19 protein-coding genes are annotated in these 19,226 nt (G+C 61.5%); 5 read left to right on the top strand and 14 right to left on the bottom strand.

Features of this window, described 5'->3' with window-relative positions:
- Positions 1–19: 19 nt before the first annotated feature.
- The 3 genes from FHX14_RS01670 to FHX14_RS01660 form a co-directional block, all read right to left on the bottom strand.
- Entirely contained in the window at positions 20–301 is a 282-nt protein-coding gene (locus tag FHX14_RS01670; protein WP_184375690.1) for a hypothetical protein, read from the bottom strand.
- 173 nt (positions 302–474) lie between these two features.
- Positions 475–939: an NUDIX domain-containing protein gene (locus FHX14_RS01665; RefSeq protein WP_184375688.1), complete on the bottom strand. Its 465-nt coding sequence runs from the start codon at positions 937–939 to the stop codon at positions 475–477.
- Positions 940–1,265: 326 nt separating this feature from the next.
- Positions 1,266–1,664, bottom strand: coding sequence for a RidA family protein (locus FHX14_RS01660; protein WP_012555096.1), 399 nt, complete (start codon positions 1,662–1,664; stop codon positions 1,266–1,268).
- Between the two features lie 157 nt (positions 1,665–1,821).
- On the opposite strand from FHX14_RS01660, the gene FHX14_RS01655 reads away from it, so the two are divergent.
- On the top strand, positions 1,822–2,415 hold the full coding sequence (locus tag FHX14_RS01655) for a TetR/AcrR family transcriptional regulator (protein WP_184375686.1): 594 nt from the start codon (positions 1,822–1,824) through the stop codon (positions 2,413–2,415).
- 36 nt (positions 2,416–2,451) lie between these two features.
- Here FHX14_RS01655 and FHX14_RS01650 read toward each other — a convergent pair whose 3' ends face one another.
- From FHX14_RS01650 to ligD, 8 genes are all read right to left on the bottom strand, one after another.
- On the bottom strand, positions 2,452–3,132 hold the full coding sequence (locus FHX14_RS01650) for a redoxin domain-containing protein (protein WP_184375684.1): 681 nt from the start codon (positions 3,130–3,132) through the stop codon (positions 2,452–2,454).
- A 123-nt stretch (positions 3,133–3,255) separates the two neighbouring features.
- The gene (locus FHX14_RS01645) at positions 3,256–4,191 is read right to left on the bottom strand and encodes a carbohydrate ABC transporter permease (protein WP_184375682.1); all 936 of its coding nucleotides are present in this window, start codon (positions 4,189–4,191) and stop codon (positions 3,256–3,258) included.
- 10 nt (positions 4,192–4,201) lie between these two features.
- Positions 4,202–5,134, bottom strand: a complete 933-nt coding sequence (locus FHX14_RS01640) for a sugar ABC transporter permease (protein ID WP_184375680.1) — start codon at positions 5,132–5,134, stop codon at positions 4,202–4,204.
- Positions 5,135–5,279: 145 nt separating this feature from the next.
- Positions 5,280–6,584 carry an ABC transporter substrate-binding protein gene (locus FHX14_RS01635; RefSeq protein WP_184375678.1) on the bottom strand — a complete coding sequence of 435 codons (1,305 nt, stop codon included), beginning with the start codon at positions 6,582–6,584 and terminating at the stop codon, positions 5,280–5,282.
- Between the two features lie 151 nt (positions 6,585–6,735).
- Positions 6,736–7,803: a sn-glycerol-3-phosphate ABC transporter ATP-binding protein UgpC gene (ugpC, locus tag FHX14_RS01630; protein WP_184375676.1), complete on the bottom strand. Its 1,068-nt coding sequence runs from the start codon at positions 7,801–7,803 to the stop codon at positions 6,736–6,738.
- 148 nt (positions 7,804–7,951) lie between these two features.
- Positions 7,952–8,944 (bottom strand): D-erythronate dehydrogenase, encoded by a 993-nt coding sequence (gene denD / locus FHX14_RS01625; RefSeq protein WP_184375674.1) that lies wholly within the window; start codon positions 8,942–8,944, stop codon positions 7,952–7,954.
- Between the two features lie 51 nt (positions 8,945–8,995).
- Positions 8,996–9,721, bottom strand: coding sequence for an FCD domain-containing protein (locus FHX14_RS01620; protein WP_184376246.1), 726 nt, complete (start codon positions 9,719–9,721; stop codon positions 8,996–8,998).
- A gap of 195 nt (positions 9,722–9,916) precedes the next feature.
- Positions 9,917–12,562 carry a DNA ligase D gene (gene ligD, locus FHX14_RS01615; protein ID WP_184375671.1) on the bottom strand — a complete coding sequence of 882 codons (2,646 nt, stop codon included), beginning with the start codon at positions 12,560–12,562 and terminating at the stop codon, positions 9,917–9,919.
- Between the two features lie 194 nt (positions 12,563–12,756).
- Here ligD and FHX14_RS01610 point away from each other — a divergent pair, with 194 nt between their 5' ends.
- Positions 12,757–14,523: an SLC13 family permease gene (locus FHX14_RS01610; RefSeq protein ID WP_054184540.1), complete on the top strand. Its 1,767-nt coding sequence runs from the start codon at positions 12,757–12,759 to the stop codon at positions 14,521–14,523.
- A gap of 64 nt (positions 14,524–14,587) precedes the next feature.
- Here the strand turns inward: FHX14_RS01610 and FHX14_RS01605 are convergent, their stop codons facing one another.
- Positions 14,588–14,827 (bottom strand): hypothetical protein, encoded by a 240-nt coding sequence (locus tag FHX14_RS01605; RefSeq protein WP_003594756.1) that lies wholly within the window; start codon positions 14,825–14,827, stop codon positions 14,588–14,590.
- Between the two features lie 176 nt (positions 14,828–15,003).
- Here FHX14_RS01605 and FHX14_RS01600 point away from each other — a divergent pair, with 176 nt between their 5' ends.
- Both FHX14_RS01600 and FHX14_RS01595 read left to right on the top strand, forming a co-directional pair.
- The gene (locus FHX14_RS01600; protein ID WP_184375669.1) at positions 15,004–15,489 is read left to right on the top strand and encodes a DMT family transporter; all 486 of its coding nucleotides are present in this window, start codon (positions 15,004–15,006) and stop codon (positions 15,487–15,489) included.
- Positions 15,486–15,926, top strand: coding sequence for a DMT family transporter (locus FHX14_RS01595; protein WP_003594759.1), 441 nt, complete (start codon positions 15,486–15,488; stop codon positions 15,924–15,926). Before FHX14_RS01600 ends, FHX14_RS01595 begins: the two co-directional genes overlap by 4 nt.
- Positions 15,927–15,967: 41 nt before the next feature.
- On the opposite strand, the gene FHX14_RS01590 is transcribed toward FHX14_RS01595, so the two are convergent.
- Both FHX14_RS01590 and FHX14_RS01585 read right to left on the bottom strand, forming a co-directional pair.
- A complete protein-coding gene (locus FHX14_RS01590) occupies positions 15,968–16,186 on the bottom strand; it encodes a hypothetical protein (protein ID WP_003594761.1) in 219 nt (72 codons plus the stop codon).
- A gap of 395 nt (positions 16,187–16,581) precedes the next feature.
- Positions 16,582–18,342, bottom strand: a complete 1,761-nt coding sequence (locus tag FHX14_RS01585; RefSeq protein WP_184375666.1) for an MOSC and FAD-binding oxidoreductase domain-containing protein — start codon at positions 18,340–18,342, stop codon at positions 16,582–16,584.
- Positions 18,343–18,604: 262 nt separating this feature from the next.
- Between FHX14_RS01585 and FHX14_RS01580 the strand changes: the two genes are divergently transcribed.
- On the top strand, positions 18,605–19,219 hold the full coding sequence (locus tag FHX14_RS01580) for a TetR/AcrR family transcriptional regulator (protein WP_184375664.1): 615 nt from the start codon (positions 18,605–18,607) through the stop codon (positions 19,217–19,219).
- The last annotated feature ends 7 nt before the right edge of the window (positions 19,220–19,226 follow it).

Raw genomic sequence — 19,226 nt, 5'->3', positions numbered from 1 at the left:
GCCCGATTTGCGCTCTGCGTTAATGCTTCATTCTGCCTGGTTTTACCCTACTGGAGAATTGGTGGACGAGCATGATACCCTGCTCGAGGAGCAGCTCGGCTGCTCGCAGATCGCGCGGTGCAAGCTCCCCGGATAGTCCTCGGATCGTATTGGCGATACAGATGGAATTGGCGACGAAGCGGGCGTCGCCCTCCCCTTCGGCCTCCTCGGCGGTTGCCTCCAGGGCGTCGGCGACGGTGTCGAGCAGGCTCGACCGCTCGACCAGCGTCATGTCGTTCAGGGTTTTCGATATGCCGTTCATGATTGTCTCCTCGCGCGTGCCCAAGACGGGTCGCAGCGCCGGTTGTCTCGATTGAGTGAGGCGGCTGTGACTGTCAAATGGAGATGGAAGTCTGCAGAAGCAACGCATGGCTGCCGCGCGCTTCACGCATGCGTGCAGCGAAACGGGCGGCTCAAGCAATCATTTCGCGCCGATCATTCCTGACGCTTCAGGAGGTCGGCAAGCATCGGTCGCTGCCCTTTCAACAGCTTCGTTCCCGCCTCGGCCAGGGAAAACCATCCCGCGCGGTCAACCTCCGGAAAGCTCTTCATCTGGCCTGATCTCGGCGGCCATTCCATTTGAAATTCAGAGCTTCGTATTGCGTTCACGTCCAATGCCGGATCGGCTTCGATCGACCACGCGACGACGATCTTGCCGCCAGGCTGCCGATATTCGCCGAGCGGCGTCACTCTGCCGTCGATGGCGACTCCAAGCTCTTCGGCTGTCTCCCTCATCGCCGCTGCGAGTTCATCCTCATCAGGCTCGACCAATCCCTTCGGGATCGACCAGGCAGCCTCGTCTTTCCCAGCCCAGAAGGGGCCGCCCGGATGAACGAGAAGGACTTCGAGGTCGTTGGACACGCGCCGATAGATGAGAAGTCCGGCGCTCCGGAGTGCCATCGCGCTACGCCCTTGCTGCGTTCATCATGAGGCCAGACATTCCTCGCAGATGCCGCAGCCGTCATCGTCCATCCATCGACACCGGCGTTTGCAGCAAAGGCAGACACGGCCATCGGGCTGGTCTTCTCTGTCTTCCGGAGGAATGATCTCGATCGTCGTATCGAAGAGAGTGTCAACCACAAGTTCCACCATCTCGTCGCTCCATCAAGTCTGTTCGACATGAGATAGGGGCGGCTAGCGATGTCGGCAAGTTCTTGACAAGACCGGCGGCGCAAGTTGCGTGTTTTCACCTTGAGGGCGTTTCCCGTGCCGCCGGGTGTGGCGCTTCATGTGCTTGCCGGAATGCGGGCGATAACCTTTATCTCGAAGTCGAAGCCGGCGAGCCAGTTGACGCCGAGTGCAGTCCAATTCGGGTAAGGTGGCTTGCTGAAAATCTGCTGCTTGACGGCCATGATGGTTGCGAATTGATTTTCAGGGTCGGTGTGAAAGGTCGTGACATCGACGATGTCATCGATCGTGCAGCCCGCAGCGCTGAGCGTCGCCTGCAGGTTTTCGAAGGCCAGCCGGACCTGGCGTTCGAAATCGGGCTCGGCTGTTCCATCCGGACGGCTCCCGACCTGTCCGGACACAAACAGCAGATCCCCGGAGCGGATCGCGGCGGAATAGCCGTGCTCCTCGTAAAGAGCGTGCCTGTCGGCAGGAAAGATTGCTTCGCGTTCAGTCATCCTCATCTCTCTTTATCGTTGGCAACGACCGATCAGCGCGAGGTGGCGCTTCACAGGCGTATGCAATATTTGATATACGGTACGTATGTGTAATATCCTGCGTGCGTGGCGTATGTCAATCTAATATACGTGGCGTATGTGAGTTTAGGAGGGGCGGATGGCGAGAACACGCAGCGAAACGATGCAGGAAAACCGTGGCAAGTTGATCGCGGCTGCACGAAAGGCTTTCGCGGAAAAGGGGTACACCGCAGCATCGATGGACGAGCTGACGGCGGACGCCGGTCTGACGCGGGGCGCGCTTTACCACAATTTCGGCGACAAGCGCGGGCTGCTGGCAGCGGTTGTCGATCAGATCGACATGGAAATGGCGGCTCGCGCCAAAGATATCGGGGCTCGGGCGGGTAACGATTGGCACGGCCTGCTCGCCGAGGGTGCGGCCTATATCGAGATGGCGCTCAATCCTGAAGTCCAACGCATCGTTCTGCTCGACGGGCCTGCGGTTCTTGGCGATCCCTCGCAATGGCCGAGCCAGAACACCTGTCTGCAGGTGACCAAGAGCACCGTCGAGCGCCTGATCGCACAAGGCATCCTGAAGCCGCTTGACGCGGAGGCGACGGCCCGATTGCTGAGCGGCGCGGCGCTCAATGCGGCTCTCTGGATCGCCGCCAGCGAAAATCCGCAGGGCGTGCTGCCGAAAGCGGTCGAGGCCTTTCATGCCTTGGCGGCAGGTCTGCTTTTGCAGCCTCCGTGATCAGCCGGCTGCGCTGGCGACAGGGTTTGCTGCAGGTCAGCGTCCAAGGCTGCCGGCGGCGGCGATGATCTCCGCCGTGGTGGGGAAGATGGAGAGGCTGTTCGGTCCGTCGAGCGCCTCGATCCGTGCCCAGCCGATCGTGCCGTTCGCCTTCACCAGGTAGTGCCCGACGAGCTGGGTCGCATGGTTCTCGAAGATCGTATGATCGGCTTCGACAAGCTCGAAGCCGTCCTTGGCATTGAGTATCGTGTTGGCTTCCATCGGGTGCATCGGTTCCGGCAGTTCGCCGGTGGGGTTGATGCGTGCCGTCTGGAACTGCGCCATCGTTGTCCTATAGGGCCATTCGGGCTGCTCGCGGCTCCCATCGGGCAGGAACTCGGCATGTGGCACACCGTAGGCTCGGTGCGTGCGGCAATCCGGGTCACATAGAAGCGTTATCGGCGTCGGCCGGTGGCGGAAATAAAGACGGGCGCGTTCCGCCGGCGTGTTGATAACGGCGACGGTCTCCAGCCCGGCGGCGTAGAGGGTCGGCTGTACCGCGGCAAGCTGTTCCAGCTGGCGCCGGCAGAATGGGCAGTGCAGCCCGCGAAAGAAGCCGATCAGGAACGGGCGACCGCTCAAGTCGGCGAAAGAGACCATTCCGTCGAAGTTGGCCGCGGCCAGTGCGAATCCTGGCGCGGCTTCTCCAGGTTGCAGCGGGTGTTTCTGGTCTCCCATGGAATAGTTCCTTTGTCGTATCGTCCGGAGGACGACCGAAATTTAACTATACCACGTGTCGCAAGAAGGCCCAGTGCTCGACGTCGGGACGCTGAACGCGGTTCGGCATGCCGTTTGCGGCTGTCACTCCTTCACCGCCCCGGTCATCGAAGACACGTAGTAATCCACGAAGAACGAGTAGAGGATGACCACCGGCAGCGAGCCGAACAGGGCGCCGGCCATCAGTGCCCCCCATTCGAAAACATCGCCGCGCACCAGTTCGGTCAGCACGCCGACGGGAATGGTTTTATTCTCCGATGACTGAATGAAAGTAAGGGCATAGATGAATTCGTTCCAGGACAGCGTGAAGGCGAAGATCCCGGCCGAAATCAGCCCCGGCACGGCGAGCGGCAGGATGATCTTGGTGAGAATCTGCCACCTGTTGGCGCCATCCACCAGCGCGCTTTCCTCCAGCTCGAACGGGATCGAGCGGAAATAACCCATCAGCAGCCAGGTGCAGAAAGGAATGAGGAAGGTCGGGTAGGTGAAGATCAGCGCCAGCCGGGAGTCGTAGATCCCCAGCTTGAAGACGATGAAGGCAAGCGGGATGAAGAGGATCGACGGCGGCACGAGATAGGCAAGGAAGATTACCAGGCCGACCGAACGCGAGCCGGTGAAGCGGACGCGCTCGATGGCATAGGCGCCCAGCACCGAAGCCACCAGTGAGAGGAAGGTGGAGCAGACCGCCACCAGCATCGTATTCCACAGCCAGCCCGGATAGGATGTCTCGAGGAACAGGTATTTGATATGCGCCAGCGTCGGCCCGACCACCCAGAACGGGCTGTAATTGCTATAGTCGGTCAGCTGCTCGTTGGGTTTCACCGCGGTGATCGCCATCCAGTAGAACGGGAAGAGCAGAACGAAGACGAAGACGGCCATCGGCAAATAGAGCATCACGATCCGCCGCGGCAGGCGGTTCAGATAGCTCATGCCTTCGGCATTGTCGGTCACGACCTGATTGGCGGTGTTGGCCCGATCGGCTGTGTTTGCCCGATCGACTGTGTTTGAACGTGTCGACATCGTCATTCTCCTAATCCTGGCCGCCCTGCTGCCATTTGCGCCGCTGCAGGCCGAAGAAGCTGAACATGATCGCACCGAGCAGGAAGGGCACCATGGCGACCGCGATGGCCGCACCCTCGCCAAGCTGGCCGCCGGGAATGCCGCGCTGGAACGACAGCGTCGCCATCAGATGCGTCGCGTTGACGGGGCCACCCTTGGTCAGCACGTAGATGAGCTGGAAATCGGTAAAGGTGAAAAGCACCGAGAAGGTCATCACAACGGCGATGATCGGCGTCAGCATTGGCAGCGTTACATAGCGGAAACGCTGCCAGCTCGTGGCGCCGTCGAGCGAGGCTGCCTCCTGCAGCGACGCCGGGATCGTCTGCAGCCCCGCAAGCAGCGAGATCGCCACGAAGGGAATGCCGCGCCAGACATTGGCGACGATGACGGATATGCGCGCATTGATCGGATCGCCGAGGAAATTGATCGGCCCGCTGATCAGCCCCAGCTTCATCAGCGACCAGGAGATGATCGAGAACTGGGAATCGTAGATCCACCAGAAGGCCAGCGCCGAAAGCACCGTCGGCACCACCCAGGGCAGCAGAACGATGGCCCGGAAGAAGGATTTGTAGGGCAGATGCTGGTTGAGCAGCATTGCCAGCCAGAGGCCCAGCGCGAATTTCAGCAGCGAGGCGACGGAGGTATAGAGAATGGTGTTGAAGACCGACAGCCAGAAGACGGAATCGTCCATCAGGAACTGGTAGTTCTCCAGTCCGATGAAGATGCCGTCACGGCCGATCCGGCTATCGGTGAAGCCGAGCCAGACGCCGAGTCCCAGCGGATAGGTGAGAAAGCAGACAAGGAACACCGCCGCCGGCAGCATGAACAGGAAGCCGAGCACATTGTTGTTCTGCAGGAGCGAAGAGACCGGCCCACGCCTATCCCCCGAATTTGCCATCGACATTGCTTATCTCCAGATCGCGTTTTGGATCTCCCGGAGGAGCTTGCGGCATGCCGAAAGGCCGGCATGCCGCGCACTTTTTTGTTTCCATGCATGTCGTTGTCCTGGAACCGCTACCCACTTCCGGGCGACATGCATTAAGCGGGGCTCAGACGCGATAGTAGCGGTTGGCCCGGCGTTCGGCTTCCTTCATCGCATCCTCCGGCGACATCTGGCCGGTAACGGCGGCGGCATACATGTCGACGAGAACATAGTCGGCCATGGTCGCTGCCGAGGCGTAGCCGAGCGGGCCGGCATAACCGTTCGGGCGCAGTTTTTCAGAAGCGCGCGCATAAGGCGCGTGGACCGGATCGGCCGTCCAGATCGGGTTCTTGGCGAAGGCCTTCAGCGGCTGGCAGCAATAGGCGCTGGAGCCCTGGATCCAGGCGTTCATCTGGTCGGCCTCCATCATGAACTTGATGTAGGCCTTTGCGGCTTCCGGATATTTTGTGTGCTTGAAGAGAAGCAGCGAACTCGTCTGGCAAAGCTCGACGCTCTTACCGACAGGGCCGATCGGGAAGTTCGTCGTGCGGATGTCTTTGGCGATCTCGGCGAGCTTCGGATCGTTCTTGGCCGTGTAATAGACCGAGACGCCGTTGGCGATCAGCGAGACCTGGCCGGCCAGGAAGGCGCGGTTGTTGTTGACGTCCTGCCAGCTCTCCGTGCCCGCAATGAAGGTCGCGTAGAGCTCCTTGGCATAGTTGATCGAAGCCAGCGTCTCAGGGCTGTTGATCGTCACCTTGCCGCTTTCGTCGACCATCATGCCGTTATGGCTCCAGAGCAGCCAGTGGGCGTAGTTGTTGCCGTCGCCAACCGCCTTGCCGTGCGGGAAGCCGGCGGGCGTGCCCTTTGCCTTCATCGCCTTGCAAAGCTCGAGGAAGCCTGCCGTATCGTTCGGGAATTCGTTGAAACCGGCGGCCTTTACGTGGCTGTCGCGGTAGACGACGGCATTGCCGATCGCCGTCAGCGGCATGGCGATGAAGGTGTCGCCGCGGGTGGCATAACCCTTCACGCCGTCGTACCAGCCCTCATACTTGTTGCCGAGATAATTGCCGAGTTCGGTGAGATCGACCAGCTTGTCCGGATACTGGTGGGCGTCGTCGAACCAGCACATGATGAGATCAGGGCCGGAGCCGACATTGGCAGCCACCGCAGCCTTCGGGCGGATGTCTTCCCAGCTTTCCTTGTCGATGCGCACCTCGACGCCGGTTGCTTCGGTGAATTTCTTGGTGTTGGCAAGCCAGGCCTCCTCGTCGCCCTTGACGAAGGGCGTCCAGCGCAGCAGGCGAAGGCTGGCGCCGCTTTCCGGCGTGTAGGTCGGCTCGGCCTGGGCCAGGGATGGCCGGATGCCCAGGCCGGCGGCGCCGGCGACGGCAGCCGAGGCGGCAAGAAAGTCACGTCTTCTGATCCTCATGAGATTCCTCCTCATCAAAAAGCGGGTGCGATTTCCCCGGCGTTCACCTCCCGCTTGGCGAACGACGATCCTTGCATCCCTGAGAGGGAATGCGGCTGGCCGGCAGGCGACGAGAGGGCTCCTCCACCCTCGACCCGCCCGCCGGACGGCGTCAGTCGGTCAATCTCCGGCCGCTCTCGGCATCGAAGAGATGAACATGCGCGGCGTCGATGCCGACGCGCAGGATTTCGCCCGGCCGCGCATTGACGCGTTCGCGGAACACGCAGCTGACATCGCTGCCCCCGAGCTTGAGGGTGAGATGCGTCTCGTAGCCGGTCGGCTCGATCACCACGATTTCGCCGGGCAGGCCGTTGGCGTCGAGCAGGATGTATTCGGGGCGAAGCCCGTAAACGAGGTCGCGGCCGATGGCTTCGGCCGGCGGCTTGGCGACCGGCAGCGCCGTGCCGTCGTAGGCCCTGAACTGCGTCGGCTTTTCCGGATCGAGCCTGCCCTTGATCATATTCATCGCCGGCGAACCGATGAAGCCGCCGACGAAGAGATTGGCGGGCTTGTCGTAAAGTTCGAGCGGCGAACCGATCTGCTCGACGATGCCGTCATGCATTACCACGATCTTGTCGGCCATGGTCATGGCCTCGATCTGGTCGTGGGTGACGTAAACCGTGGTGGTCTTCAGCCGCTGGTGCAGTTCCTTGATCTCGGCGCGCATGGCGACGCGCAGCTTCGCATCGAGGTTGGACAGCGGCTCGTCGAACAGGAAGACCTCCGGATCGCGCACGATCGCCCGGCCCATGGCGACACGCTGGCGCTGGCCGCCGGAAAGCTGGCGCGGATAACGGTCGAGCAATTTGTCGAGGCCGAGGATGCCGGCGGCATATTTCACCCGCTTTTCGGCCTCCGCCTTCGGCGCCTTGTTCAGCATCAGCGAGAAGCCCATGTTCTGCTCCACCGTCATATGCGGATAGAGCGCATAGTTCTGAAACACCATGGCGATGTCCCGGTCCTTCGGCGGCAGCGTGTTGACGACGCGCCCACCGATCTTGATCTCGCCGCCGGAAATGTTTTCGAGCCCTGCCAGCATCCGCAGAAGGGTCGACTTGCCGCAGCCCGAGGGGCCGACCAGGATGACGAATTCCCCATCGGCAATGTCGATATCCACCCCCCTGATGACAGGATGCACACCGAACGATTTCCGCACATCCGCGAATTGAACGCCTGCCATACTCACTCCTCCCAGAAATCGAGCGCTACATGCCTATGTATTCGTATCTCACTCTGTCTTCGGCGGCTGTCATCTCTCCCAAGTCCTTCAGCCACCGCAATCCCGCATCTGTGGGGGTGCCCGGGCGGGACCTCCCGCCGCCCTCTCCTCAATCTCCTCGCGGCGCACCCGGAGCGTCTTCGGCGAGGTAGACCTCGATCAGCTCGTCGACGCTGGTTTCGGCGGTGAAACCCAGTTGCGTCGCGCGGTCAGGCGCAAAGGATTTCGGCCATCCGGCGACGATCCCTTCGATGACCTCGTCGCGGCGGCGGTCTATCAACTCGACCGCCTCGGGGCCGGCCGCCCGGCGCAAGGCGGCGATCTGATCGGCAACGGTCGCGGCAACGCCGGGCATGGTGAGAGTGCGCCGCGCACCCAGCGACGATGTGTCGAGCGTTGCGGCGTGGATCAGAAATTTGACGGCGGAACGCGGGCTTGCCAGCCAGTGTTTGACCGTTTCCTCCACCGGAAGAACCGCCCGCTGGCCCGCCAGCGGTTCCCGCAGAATGCCGGAAAAGAAGCCGGATGCGGCGGCGTTCGGCGCACCCGGCCGGATCACGATGGTCGGCAATCGAATTCCCACGCCCTCGATGAAGCCGCGGCGCGAATAGTCGGCGAGCAGAAGCTCGGATATCGCCTTCTGCACGCCGTAGCTGGTGAGCGGCGCCTGGACGTAATCGTCGGGGATCGGATCGGGAAACGGCGCGCCGTAGACCGCAATCGACGAGGAGAAGACGAAGCGGGGAACATAGGCTTCCCCGCTTCCCTCATGACGGATTGCCTCCAGCAACGCACGCGTGCCGTCAAGATTGACCCGGTAGCCGAGTTCGAAATTGCGCTCGGCCTCGCCTGAAACGATCGCGGCAAGATGGAAGATCACGTCGGCCCGGCGGGCCGCCAGCGCTTGCGCCGCATCGCCTTCGGAAATATCGGCAGCCAGGGCTTCGACCGAGGCAACGACGCCTGATGGCACCGGCGGCGGGGCGATATCCACAAGCGTCATGCGGGCGATCGTTTCAGCGCCGAGCGAACCGCTGCGCGCCAAGCTGGCGGCGAGCTTGCGGCCGATCATTCCTCCCGCCCCGATAATGAGAATATTCATCCTATTCCCCCTGTCTTCGATGTCTCGTCTCTGCCGCTCTTTGCCTGTGAACTACGCGAGGAGCAGCTTGGTTGTCGTATAAATGCGGGTCTCATGGATCGCGAAAGCCGCGCATGCGGCGTCCGGATCTCGCGTCTCCAGACCGGCGAGGATCAACCGGTGATCGGCGATGCTGGTGGCGATCGTCCCGGGCTGCGATACGACGCGCCTGCGGTGGCTGAGAAGATAGGAATAGAGGTCGGCGGCCATGTCGGCGAGCACCGCATTGCCGCTGGAACGGTAGATGGCGGTGTGAAACTCCCGGTCGCAGATCAAGAAACGGACGGGATCGTCACAGGCGGCTTCCTGTGCCGCGATCGACTTGCGGAGATAATCAAGCGTCGCCTCTTTCATCTTGACCGCGGCAGCCCTGACCACCTGTGCTTCGATCAGCAGCCGCGCCTCATGAACATTGTCGAGACTGTAGGCCGCAATGTCGCGATAGCGCGCCGCCTGGACAGCCAATTCGCCAACATCCTCAGATGCCACCACCGTGCGTGTTCCCTGCGTAACCGAGAGAATTCCATGCGTGGAGAGGATGAGGATCGCGCCGCGGACCGTCTCGCGGCTGACCGAGAGCGCGCTAGCCAGTTCACGTTCGCCAGGCAGCGTGTCGCCGGTTTTGAGGATGCCGGTGGCGATGAAGGTCACAATCTTCTGGACGACGAAGTCTTTGATCGACTTCTTCGGCGCTCCCCCAAACGTAGCAACCTCTTCAAGCATGGCTCGTACATCCATCGCCATGCCCTCCCTGAGGTCTGCTGGTCCGGTAAGTGGGCCAGTAGACCTCAGGCGCGAGGGATTGTCAAACGCTTGAGGTAAACAATCCACCCCGCTAATTTGGAGCAGTTTTATGAAGGGCAAGATCGGCACGCGGAGAAAGTTCATCCCGGCTAAAACCAGTTCGCCACGGACAAGCGCCGTTCGCGATGCTCAAGCCGCGCTTAAGACTTTGCCCAGCCGTTTGATCGCCTGTTCCAGCGGCCGCTGGCCGTCGCAATAATCCTCCCAGGCTGACGATTTCGACAGCAGTGCCGGCACAGTGCGGATGGTGAAGCGTTTCGGGTCGAGATCGGATTTGACCTGGGTCCAGGTCAGCGGCATCGAGACGGTGGCGCCCGGCCGAGCCCGGGGCGACAATGGTGCCACAGCCGTCGCCATCCGATCGTTGCGGAGATAGTCGAGGAAGATGCGGCCGTTCCGCAGGCTCTTGGTCATCTTGATCAGATAGAGATCGGGATTGTCGCGCGCCATCTGCTGGCAAACGTCGTGCGCGAAGCCCTTCGCTTCTGCCCAGGAAAGCGGCTTGCGCTTATTGATCGCAAGCGGCGTGACGACGTGCACACCCTTGCCGCCTGTGGTCTTGCAGAAACTGACGAGACCCAGCGCGTCGAGACGGTCGCGCATTTCTCGGGCGGCGGAAACGACCGTCGAGAACGGCACGTCGGGTCCGGGGTCGAGGTCGAACACCAGCCGGCCCGGTACCTCCGGCTTATGCGGTTCGCAATTCCAGGGGTGCAGCTCGACGGCGCCGATCTGCGCGACAGCCGCCAGGCCCTCGACCCGGTCGATCTGCAGATAGGGCTTTTTGTCGCCGAAGACCTTGACCAGTTCGAGAAGGTTGGAGGTGCCGGGCATTGCATGGCGCTGGAAGAATTGCTCGCCTCCAAGCCCATCGGGCGTACGGATTATCGAACAGGGGCGCCCCTCGATATGCGCGATCATCCAGCTGCCGACGGCTTCATAATAGCGGGCCAGTTCTTCCTTGGTAACCGGCCTGCCGTCATTGGCATCCGGCCATAGCGGTTTGTCCGGATTGGAGATCATCACGCCCATCACCTCGGCTTTGGCGCCTTTGCGGCGGATTGGCTTCGCCATCACCTCGGCCAACGGCTCCGGCACGTCGGTCTCTGCTGGTTTGGCCGGCCGTTCGGCCTTGACCTCCCTGGCCGGTTTGTCCTCGCGCAGGCCCTTGAAGGCCGCCTGGCGGACGATACCGTCGGCGGTCCAGCCGGCGAACTCGATTTCCGCCACGAGCTTGGGCTTCACCCAGGTGACCTCGGCCTCCTTCTTCGGCGCGCCGATGCCGGTGAAGGGCGATTTCGCCGCTTCGAGCGCCTGTAGCTTCGGAAGCAGCGTTTCCACTTTCTTCGCGCCATATCCCGTGCCGACGCGGCCGACATAGACGAAGTGGTCGCCGCGGTAGACGCCGACCAGCAGCGACCGGAATCTGCCGTTGGTCTTGGCATAGGCGCCGATCACCACTTCGTGGCCGGCGCGGCATTTCGACTTCGCCCAGCTTTCGGTGCGGCCGGATTGATAGGGTGCATCGCTTCGTTTGGATACGATGCCTTCCAGAGAGAGCTTGCAGGCGGAGCGGAGGACCGCATCGCCGCCGGTCTCGAAATGCTCGACGAAACGGAGCCGAGGGTCATCGGCGGCATCCGACAGCAGGCTTTGAAGCCGCCCCTTGCGCTCGACGACAGGCAGGGATCGTAGGTCCTCGCCACCCTCGTAAAGAAGGTCGAAGGCGAAATAGACGAGATCGCCGGTCTTGCCTTCCGAAATGGCCGCCTGCAGGGCTGCGAAATCCGGCGCACCATGGTCGTCGAGAGCGCAGATTTCGCCGTCGATGATGGCGTCGGGCAGCGCGGATGCCGCCTCGGCGATCTCCGGATATTTGCCGGTCCAGTCAAGCCCTTTGCGGGTCTTCAGCGTCACCTCGCCGTCGAGTATGCGCATCTGGATACGGTAGCCGTCGAACTTGATCTCGTGAATCCAGCCCTCGCCGGCCGGCGGCCGCTCCAGGGTCTGGCAAAGCTGCGGTGCGATGAAATCCGGGAGGTCGACACTTCCAGCCGTTTTCGGCGTCCTGTCGGCTCGCGCCTCCACCTTCCTCTCTTCTGCGGCCAGCCCGTGATTGCTGTCCCAGACGGCATCCGACTTGATATCGCCGCCCTTGATCATGAACGGCTTCGGCTTGCGGCCCTTGCCGGCGGCAATCGCATCCATCGTCCGGCCGGAGGCGACGGAGGTGTCGTTCTCTTCCAGGACGGCTGCGCCATCCGCCTCGACCGAGAACGGGTCGTGGTGCTTGATCAGCAGCCAGTTGGTTCGCTTGCCGCCATCGCGATCATTGCGCATGCGCACCAGAACGAAGCTGCCGTGCAGCCTTTCACCTTCCAGCGTGAACTTGAAATCGCCCATGGCAAGCGCCTGCTCCGGGCTCTTCTTTCCCTCGGGCTCCCAATAGCCGCGGTCCCACAACATCACCGTGCCGCCGCCATATTGTCCTTTCGGGATCGTGCCTTCAAAGTCGCCATAATCGAGCGGGTGATCTTCGACCTCGACGGCCAGCCGCTTGTCGTGGGGATCGAGCGATGGGCCTTTGGTGACAGCCCAGGATTTGAACACGCCGTCGAGCTCGAGCCGCAGGTCGTAATGCAGCCGCGTGGCGTCATGTTTCTGGATGACGAAGCGACGGCGGTTGCTGCGTGCGATCTGCTTCTCGCCGCTCGGCTCCGCCGTTTTTTGAAAGTCGCGCTTCGATCGATAGGTCGATAGGTTGTCATTGGCCATGGTCGTTTCCGAATCAGCATCCCCAAAGCACGAAATGCCGCCTGGCGGCTGGAAGTTCCATGAGGGCAGCATCGCAGCGGACGGCTGTTCAGCTCATCCGATTTGCCGGCGACCGGAGGCGATGAAAAAATTTCGCCGTCGCGTCGTATCGATCTCCTGCTTCAAACGTTAATTTCTACCACCGGGATGCAAACATGCGCATTGACCAATGGCTCTCTCTTCTCATCATCGCGCTCATGATGGGCGCCTTCGTCTGGGGTCGTTATCGATACGACCTCGTCGCCGTGAGTTCCCTTCTGGTCGCCGTCACTGCCGGCATCGTGCCTGCCAAAATCGCTTTTTCCGGTTTTTCAGATGACATTGTCATCATCGTCGGCAGTGCGCTGATCGTCAGTGCGGCGATATCGAGATCGGGGATCATGGATCTGGCGCTGCGCCGATTTTCTCCCGAAAGACGCGGGCCGCGGATGCAGCTGATCATCCTGGTTGCCATCGTCGCGGCGCTCTCGGCTTTCGTCAAAAATATCGGTGCGCTGGCGATCATGATCCCGGTTGCCGTGCAGATGGCCCGGAAATCACGCGTATCACCGTCGATGTTCCTGATGCCGATGTCTTTCGCCTCGCTGCTCGGAGGGCTTATGACGCAGATCGGCACATCGCCGAATATCATCGTTTCCCGGGTGCGCGAGGAGATTACCGGGCAGCCGTTCACGATGTTCGATTATACGCCCGTCGGCCTGGCGCTCTCGGTCGCCGGCGTTGTCTTTCTGGGGCTGTTCTACAAGCTGCTTCCTGAAAGATCGCGGGTGGAAACCTCGATGGACGAGGCGGTAGCGATCAAGAACTATACGACCGAGGCCAAGGTCATCATGCCCTCGGGGGCGATTGGCCGGTCCGTCAGCTGGCTGCAGAAGCCGGCCGGCGGCGATGCGATGGTGACCGCGATTATCGGCGGCGGCGGCCAAAGACGAACGCCCCTTCCCGACACTGTGCTCAAGGATGGCGACCTTCTTATTATCGAGGGCGAGCAAAGCGCCCTCGATAAGATCGTCAGTGAAGCCAAGCTTCAACTGTCCGATCGTAAACACGAGGCCGAGACGCGCCAGGACATCAGTTCCGTCGAAGCCATCGTCGGCGAACATTCCCGCCTGATTGGCGTCAGCGCAAAAGACGTCGCTCTCTTCCACAATACCGGCCTCAATCTTCTTGCCGTCAGCCGCCGGGACAGGCGCTTCACCGAGCGTCTGGGCGAGATCAAGATCCGCAACGGCGACGTCGTGGTCTTGCAGGGCGACTTGCAGAAGCTGCCGGATCTTTTACGCGAATGGGGATGTTTGCCGCTGGTCGCACGCGATCTGAAGCTCGGCAATGCCCGCAACGGCATGATCCCCGTCATGATCCTGCTGGCGACGATGGGGGCGACGGCCTTCGGCGGCATTCCCGTGGCGACGGCATTTTTTGCCGCCGCCTTTCTGATGGTGGTGACCGGATCCGTTCCCCTGCGCGAAGTCTATCATCATCTCGATGCGCCCATTCTGATCATGCTGGCCGCTCTCATTCCGATCAGCGATTCGCTCAGAACCACCGGAACCACCGAAATCATCGCCGATCTGCTGTCGCGGACCGCCGAAATGCTGCCGCCATTCGGCGCCCTGACGCTCATCCTGGTTGCGGCCATGGCGGTGACGCCGTTCTTGAACAACGCCGCGACCGTTCTGGTCATGGCGCCGATCGCCGCGACCTTTGCCGCCAAGCTGGGCTTTCGGCCCGATGCGTTTCTGATGGCGGTGGCCATCGGCGCCGGTTGTGATTTCCTGACGCCGATCGGCCACCAGTGCAACACGCTGGTCATGGGGCCGGGCGGATATCGATTTGGCGATTATGCCCGATTGGGCCTGCCACTCTCGCTCATTGTCGTGCTCGTCAGTGTGCCTGCCCTGCTGGCAGTCTGGCCGATCTGACACGGCATTCAGCCCATACCGCAAGGCAATTCAGGCTGCGCCGGCGGCGCAGCCTTGCAGCGTTTTACTTCCACTGCGTCGCGTCGGCGGCAGCGCAGCCCAAAGGCGGCAGGGAACCGGCAAAGGTGGTTTTCAGCTTGGCGCAGCCCCAGCTGTTGATCGGGCCGGGCATGGCATTGTTGAGGGTGATGCCGATCTCATCATAGGGGCTGTCAGTGTTGCTGACATAGCGATACCAGCGGAAACCGGTAAAGACGACGACGGCCAGAGCGACCACCAGCAGCAGGCGAAACAATTTTCTCATTATATTTCCTTTAAATGCAGACGCCGCCGTTTAGCACTCCGATGCCGAAGCGAAAAGCTCCGGCCGGATGCAAGAGGCGACAGTTCTGCCGCGTCTTTTGCGCCTCCTGAAAAGCTGCGCGCTGTGGTAGCAATCTGAAAATACCGGGCGCAATCGATTCTTTGACGGGATCTGCAATGACCATCGAAACGGCACGCAATCCGCATCCCATCTATTTCATCGGCGCTTTTGCGACCGGTGGGCTCCTGACCTTCATGGTGCATCTGAATGGGGAACTGGCACGATACGCCAATCCGCTGTTCTCATCCTGGACCGCGCACGGCGCAGGCATGGTCGCCGCCGTCATCCTTCTTTTGGCGCTTTACCGCCGGCGCACTCCAACGGCGGGCAAAACCGCCAGGGCGCCCTTGTGGGCCTATCTCGGGGGTGTATCCGGCGCCGCAACGGTCATTTTGACCTCGACTGCGGTCAACTCGCCGCTCGGGCTCTCCGGTACCTTGGCTTTGGGTTTGGCAGGCCAGGTCGCTTTCAGCCTGGCGGCCGACAATTGGGGACTGTTCGGTCTGCCGAAGCGGCGCCCGGATATGCGGGACATCGCCGCGCTCGGCCTGGTCGTCACCGGCGGCGCACTCATCATCCTGTTTGGGCGAGGTGGGGCGTGACGGTGTTCATTCTCATTGCCTGCCTCGGCGGCGTGCTCGTCGGCCTCAGCCGTCAGCTCAATGGGCGGTTGAGCATCTCGACCACGCCGCTCATCGCATCCTTCTGGAACCATGCCGTAGGCTTTATTGTGCTGACCTGTCTTGGTCTCGCTGTCGGAGGCCTGCTTCCGGCCGGCGCTGCGGAGGCCCCTTGGTATATCTATCTCGGTGGTCCGATCGGCGTCGTTTTCGTGGCGGCCGGCAGTTGGGCGATTGCGCGCATCGGCGCGGTCAATACGGCTCTGCTGATCATTGGCGGCCAGATGGTCACCAGCGTGGCGCTGGAATATGCGCGCGCCGCTCCGACCTCGTTCTGGGCGAACGCGACCGGAATTGTTCTGATCGTCGGCGGAATGATGGTCAGCCGGAGGCGACGCAAAAGCGGCGGCTCGCAATAGCCGCCGGCATTCTGCCGAAGCTGTCAGCGACGGAATATCGGCTAATTCGTGCGTCCAAGGGTGAAAAGGGCGTCCTGCAGTCTGAGTGCCGCAAGCGCCTCCGTCGCCTCATCCGGAGACCATCCCGCCTCCAGCGCCGCAGCCAGCACCAGCGATTCCGTTTGAAGCTCGAGCTTCTCGTAAAGCGGCTCAAGGGCTTCGCGCGCTGTGACAAGATGCTGGTCCGGGGGAGTGATGGATGTCGCGGCAACCGTAGGCATGAAATGCTCCTCCTATTGAACGCTAAGGTTCGAAACCCGTTAGGGGCATTCTTGTTCCGTGCAGATCACATTTTGGCCTAATCATTCATGACAGAACGTATTCTGAAATCCCGACGTCGGTACTTCGCCGTTTGAGGCCTTCTTTAGCGCCGAGCGAAAACCTTTTAAGGCCATCAGGTAAGCTACCGCATAAATGCGTAAATCGGAAGCGACTTGAGGATTGTGCCGCGATTCGGGACATTACAGCGTTGTTGGGGCGTCGTGAAAGAAGCGCCGAAGCGCCCATGTCCCACACCATCAATACTCGTTTGCCCTTGAGCAGCATGGCATCCTCGATGTTTGCAAGGCAATGACGACACCGGGCATCCCGGAAAGACAAGCAAGATACCCTGCCTTTACAAATCGATCACGATGTCGCCCTGAGGCTTTGAGCAGCAGATCAGCACGTTGCCATCCGCCGGCGCATCGACCGGGTCCGGCCGGTAGCCGACGCTCCCTGCGACAAGCCCCGTCTCGCATGTGTGACAGACGCCGGTTCGGCACGACCATCGCACCGGCACATCACAGGCCTCCGCCAGTTCGAGCAGGTTCTGGAATGTCGACTCCCAGTGCACCTCGAGACCGGTGCGCGCAAATGACACCATCGGCCCGGAGCCTGGAGACCCTGCCGGTAAGTGTGGCGGACGAGGCGGCGATGCAGACATTCCTGGGGTTATCGACGGACCGGCGCCGAACATCTCGCTGTGGATGCGATCCGGGGCGATGCCCAGGGCAGTCAGCCCGTCGGTCAAATCGCTCATGAACGTCGAGGGGCCGCAGATATAGACATCACAATAGTGTGGTAGCTTGAGCGCTCTTAGCGCCGGCACATCCAGACGGCCGGAAGCGTTGAAATCCAGCTCAGGACGATCCGCGGGATCGGGCGAACTGTAGCAAATGTGGCTGCGATGGTGGGCAAGCCTCCCAAGCAGCCCGCGCGCCTCTTCGGCAAACGGATGTTCGCGGCCGTTGCGGGTCGCGTACAGCCACCAGACTTGCCGCGTCGATGCTTCGGCCGCCAGAACGTGAAGCATCGCCAGCACCGGCGTTACGCCGATACCCGCACTCAAGAGAACAACCGGCGAGGCGCCCGGCCGCAACGTGAAACCGCCGCGTGCGGCACTTGCCTGCACGATGTCTCCAACCTGCAGTTCATCGTCGATGTAAGCGCCGGCAAGGCCGTGGGCCTCCCGTTTGACGCTGACGCGATAATGACTGGCGCTGGGTTCGCCTGACAGCGAATAGCTACGCATCATCGCCGGTGGAGAAGCTGGTTCGAGCCGCAACACCACGAACTGCCCGGGCAATGCCGCGGCAACGGGTTGGCCATCCGTCGGTTCGAGCAAGAGCGAGGTCACATTGCCGCTTTCCCGCACCTTGCGCGACACACGCATAGGGCGGAAACCGCGCCATGCGGGCGGCGGACCGGACGCGGCGGCAAGCCCGGCATTTCCTGTCGCCTCTCCCTCCTCCCGTTTCTGCTTGAGCAGCGCCTCGAATGAACCACGCCAGCCGCTGCTCAGAGCCGGGATGCGCAGCGCGCGCTCCAACTGGTCACGAGGGTGGCCGGGCATATAAAGCAGCGCGTTGATCGTAAAGATATTCATGCCCTCGGGGCCGGACGCAACCTTTGTGATCTCGTTGCCTGCCTGCACCTCCCCTTCTTCGAGCACACGCAAGTAGAAACCGGGACGGCCATGTTTGACCAGCAGTGCGGCCATCTCAGGCTCGTCCATGCGTATGCCAAGCCGGTAGCAGGTGACGCGCGGCTGCGTCACCTCGAACAACGCGGCGCCGATCCGATAACGGTCTCCAACGCAGACTTCTGTGTCCGGCAAACCATCGATGGTAAAATTCTCTCCAAACTGCCCGTGGACAAAGTCGGCTCGGCGCAACTGCTCCTGCCAGTACCGGTAGGAATCGATCTGATAGACAAAGACCGCGCGGCCTTCACCGCCATGGCCGGCGAGGTCCGCTTGTCCATCGCCATCCACGTTCAGTCGCCGCACCATGCGCGGGCCGTCGACCGGCGTTTTCCAAATGGCGGTGTTGACGATCTTGCCTTGCCAAGTGATGTCGCGCGGCAGGCCCACATTGACCGAAAGCAAGCGTATCATGACATATTTCCCGAATGATGATCACCGTAATTTCGAGATGGATAGAGGATGGCTGCATGATGAGCCCGTCTCTTCGCGAGGGTGCTCCAGTAACATCCTCCGGTGGCTCTCGCGATCATAGGCTTGCCTATAGAACCACAGAAGGGCCTTTCGATCGATCATACCATGGTGTCGCCGCCGGGGTCCCTTCCAGTCCTCGGCCGGCGAGCAAAGCCACCGTTTCGCTGTTGATCCCGATTGGGGCGTGCGCTAGGCCTTTTGAATGACAACGAAGCCGAAGCCCCTGCCCGTCAGGAAACGGACGTCCATCGGATCTCGCCGCAACCCGGAAGCCGAGGCCGCCGTTCTTGCCGCGGCCAGAGAATTGATCAAAGAAAAGGGCTATGCCGGCTTTTCGGTCGATGAGGTCGCGCGCCGGGCCGGCGCGGGAAAGACGACAATCTATCGCTGGTACCCTGCGAAAGCGGACTTGTTCATCGCGATTTACACCGTCGAAAGAACAACCTTCGTGGCGGTTCCCGACACAGGATCCCTGCTCCAGGATCTTGTCTTGTATACCACGAGCGTGTGGCGGTTCTGGCGGTCGAATTCTGCCGGGGCCGCATTACGAGGCCTCATCGCCGAGGCGCAAGGCACGAAAGAAGCGCTGGCAGCATTGCGCGAGAGATTTCTTCCGGAACGCACCGCCGACGTCAGGCATATCCTCTCGGCGGCTGCAAGCCGCGGCGAGATCGACGCTGCGGAAATCGACGACAAGCTTTCGCTCTGGGTCGGTTACAGTTGGTTTCGTCTTCTGACGGATGAGCTTCATGAAGAAGATCCGCTGGCGTCAGTCATGGCTCAGATCACCGGCGCAAGAAGCAATCGCCAATCCTGATCCGACA

This window comes from Rhizobium sp. BK619 (assembly GCF_014195245.1).
Classification (GTDB): domain Bacteria; phylum Pseudomonadota; class Alphaproteobacteria; order Rhizobiales; family Rhizobiaceae; genus Rhizobium; species Rhizobium acidisoli.
The sequence above is the reverse complement of the archived record's forward strand: the minus strand, read 5'-3'. Positions and strand labels throughout refer to the sequence as shown.

What these genes read in the sequence shown, in the direction of transcription:
- FHX14_RS01670 (WP_184375690.1), bottom strand. Translation starts at nt 301, where the DNA reads ATGAACGGCATATCGAAAACCCTGAACGACATGACGCTGGTCGAGCGG.
- FHX14_RS01665 (WP_184375688.1), bottom strand. Translation starts at nt 939, where the DNA reads ATGGCACTCCGGAGCGCCGGACTTCTCATCTATCGGCGCGTGTCCAAC.
- FHX14_RS01660 (WP_012555096.1), bottom strand. Translation starts at nt 1,664, where the DNA reads ATGACTGAACGCGAAGCAATCTTTCCTGCCGACAGGCACGCTCTTTAC.
- FHX14_RS01655 (WP_184375686.1), top strand. Translation starts at nt 1,822, where the DNA reads ATGGCGAGAACACGCAGCGAAACGATGCAGGAAAACCGTGGCAAGTTG.
- FHX14_RS01650 (WP_184375684.1), bottom strand. Translation starts at nt 3,132, where the DNA reads ATGGGAGACCAGAAACACCCGCTGCAACCTGGAGAAGCCGCGCCAGGA.
- FHX14_RS01645 (WP_184375682.1), bottom strand. Translation starts at nt 4,191, where the DNA reads ATGTCGACACGTTCAAACACAGTCGATCGGGCAAACACAGCCGATCGG.
- FHX14_RS01640 (WP_184375680.1), bottom strand. Translation starts at nt 5,134, where the DNA reads ATGTCGATGGCAAATTCGGGGGATAGGCGTGGGCCGGTCTCTTCGCTC.
- FHX14_RS01635 (WP_184375678.1), bottom strand. Translation starts at nt 6,584, where the DNA reads ATGAGGATCAGAAGACGTGACTTTCTTGCCGCCTCGGCTGCCGTCGCC.
- ugpC (WP_184375676.1), bottom strand. Translation starts at nt 7,803, where the DNA reads ATGGCAGGCGTTCAATTCGCGGATGTGCGGAAATCGTTCGGTGTGCAT.
- denD (WP_184375674.1), bottom strand. Translation starts at nt 8,944, where the DNA reads ATGAATATTCTCATTATCGGGGCGGGAGGAATGATCGGCCGCAAGCTC.
- FHX14_RS01620 (WP_184376246.1), bottom strand. Translation starts at nt 9,721, where the DNA reads ATGGATGTACGAGCCATGCTTGAAGAGGTTGCTACGTTTGGGGGAGCG.
- ligD (WP_184375671.1), bottom strand. Translation starts at nt 12,562, where the DNA reads ATGGCCAATGACAACCTATCGACCTATCGATCGAAGCGCGACTTTCAA.
- FHX14_RS01610 (WP_054184540.1), top strand. Translation starts at nt 12,757, where the DNA reads ATGCGCATTGACCAATGGCTCTCTCTTCTCATCATCGCGCTCATGATG.
- FHX14_RS01605 (WP_003594756.1), bottom strand. Translation starts at nt 14,827, where the DNA reads ATGAGAAAATTGTTTCGCCTGCTGCTGGTGGTCGCTCTGGCCGTCGTC.
- FHX14_RS01600 (WP_184375669.1), top strand. Translation starts at nt 15,004, where the DNA reads ATGACCATCGAAACGGCACGCAATCCGCATCCCATCTATTTCATCGGC.
- FHX14_RS01590 (WP_003594761.1), bottom strand. Translation starts at nt 16,186, where the DNA reads ATGCCTACGGTTGCCGCGACATCCATCACTCCCCCGGACCAGCATCTT.
- FHX14_RS01585 (WP_184375666.1), bottom strand. Translation starts at nt 18,342, where the DNA reads ATGATACGCTTGCTTTCGGTCAATGTGGGCCTGCCGCGCGACATCACT.
- FHX14_RS01580 (WP_184375664.1), top strand. Translation starts at nt 18,605, where the DNA reads ATGACAACGAAGCCGAAGCCCCTGCCCGTCAGGAAACGGACGTCCATC.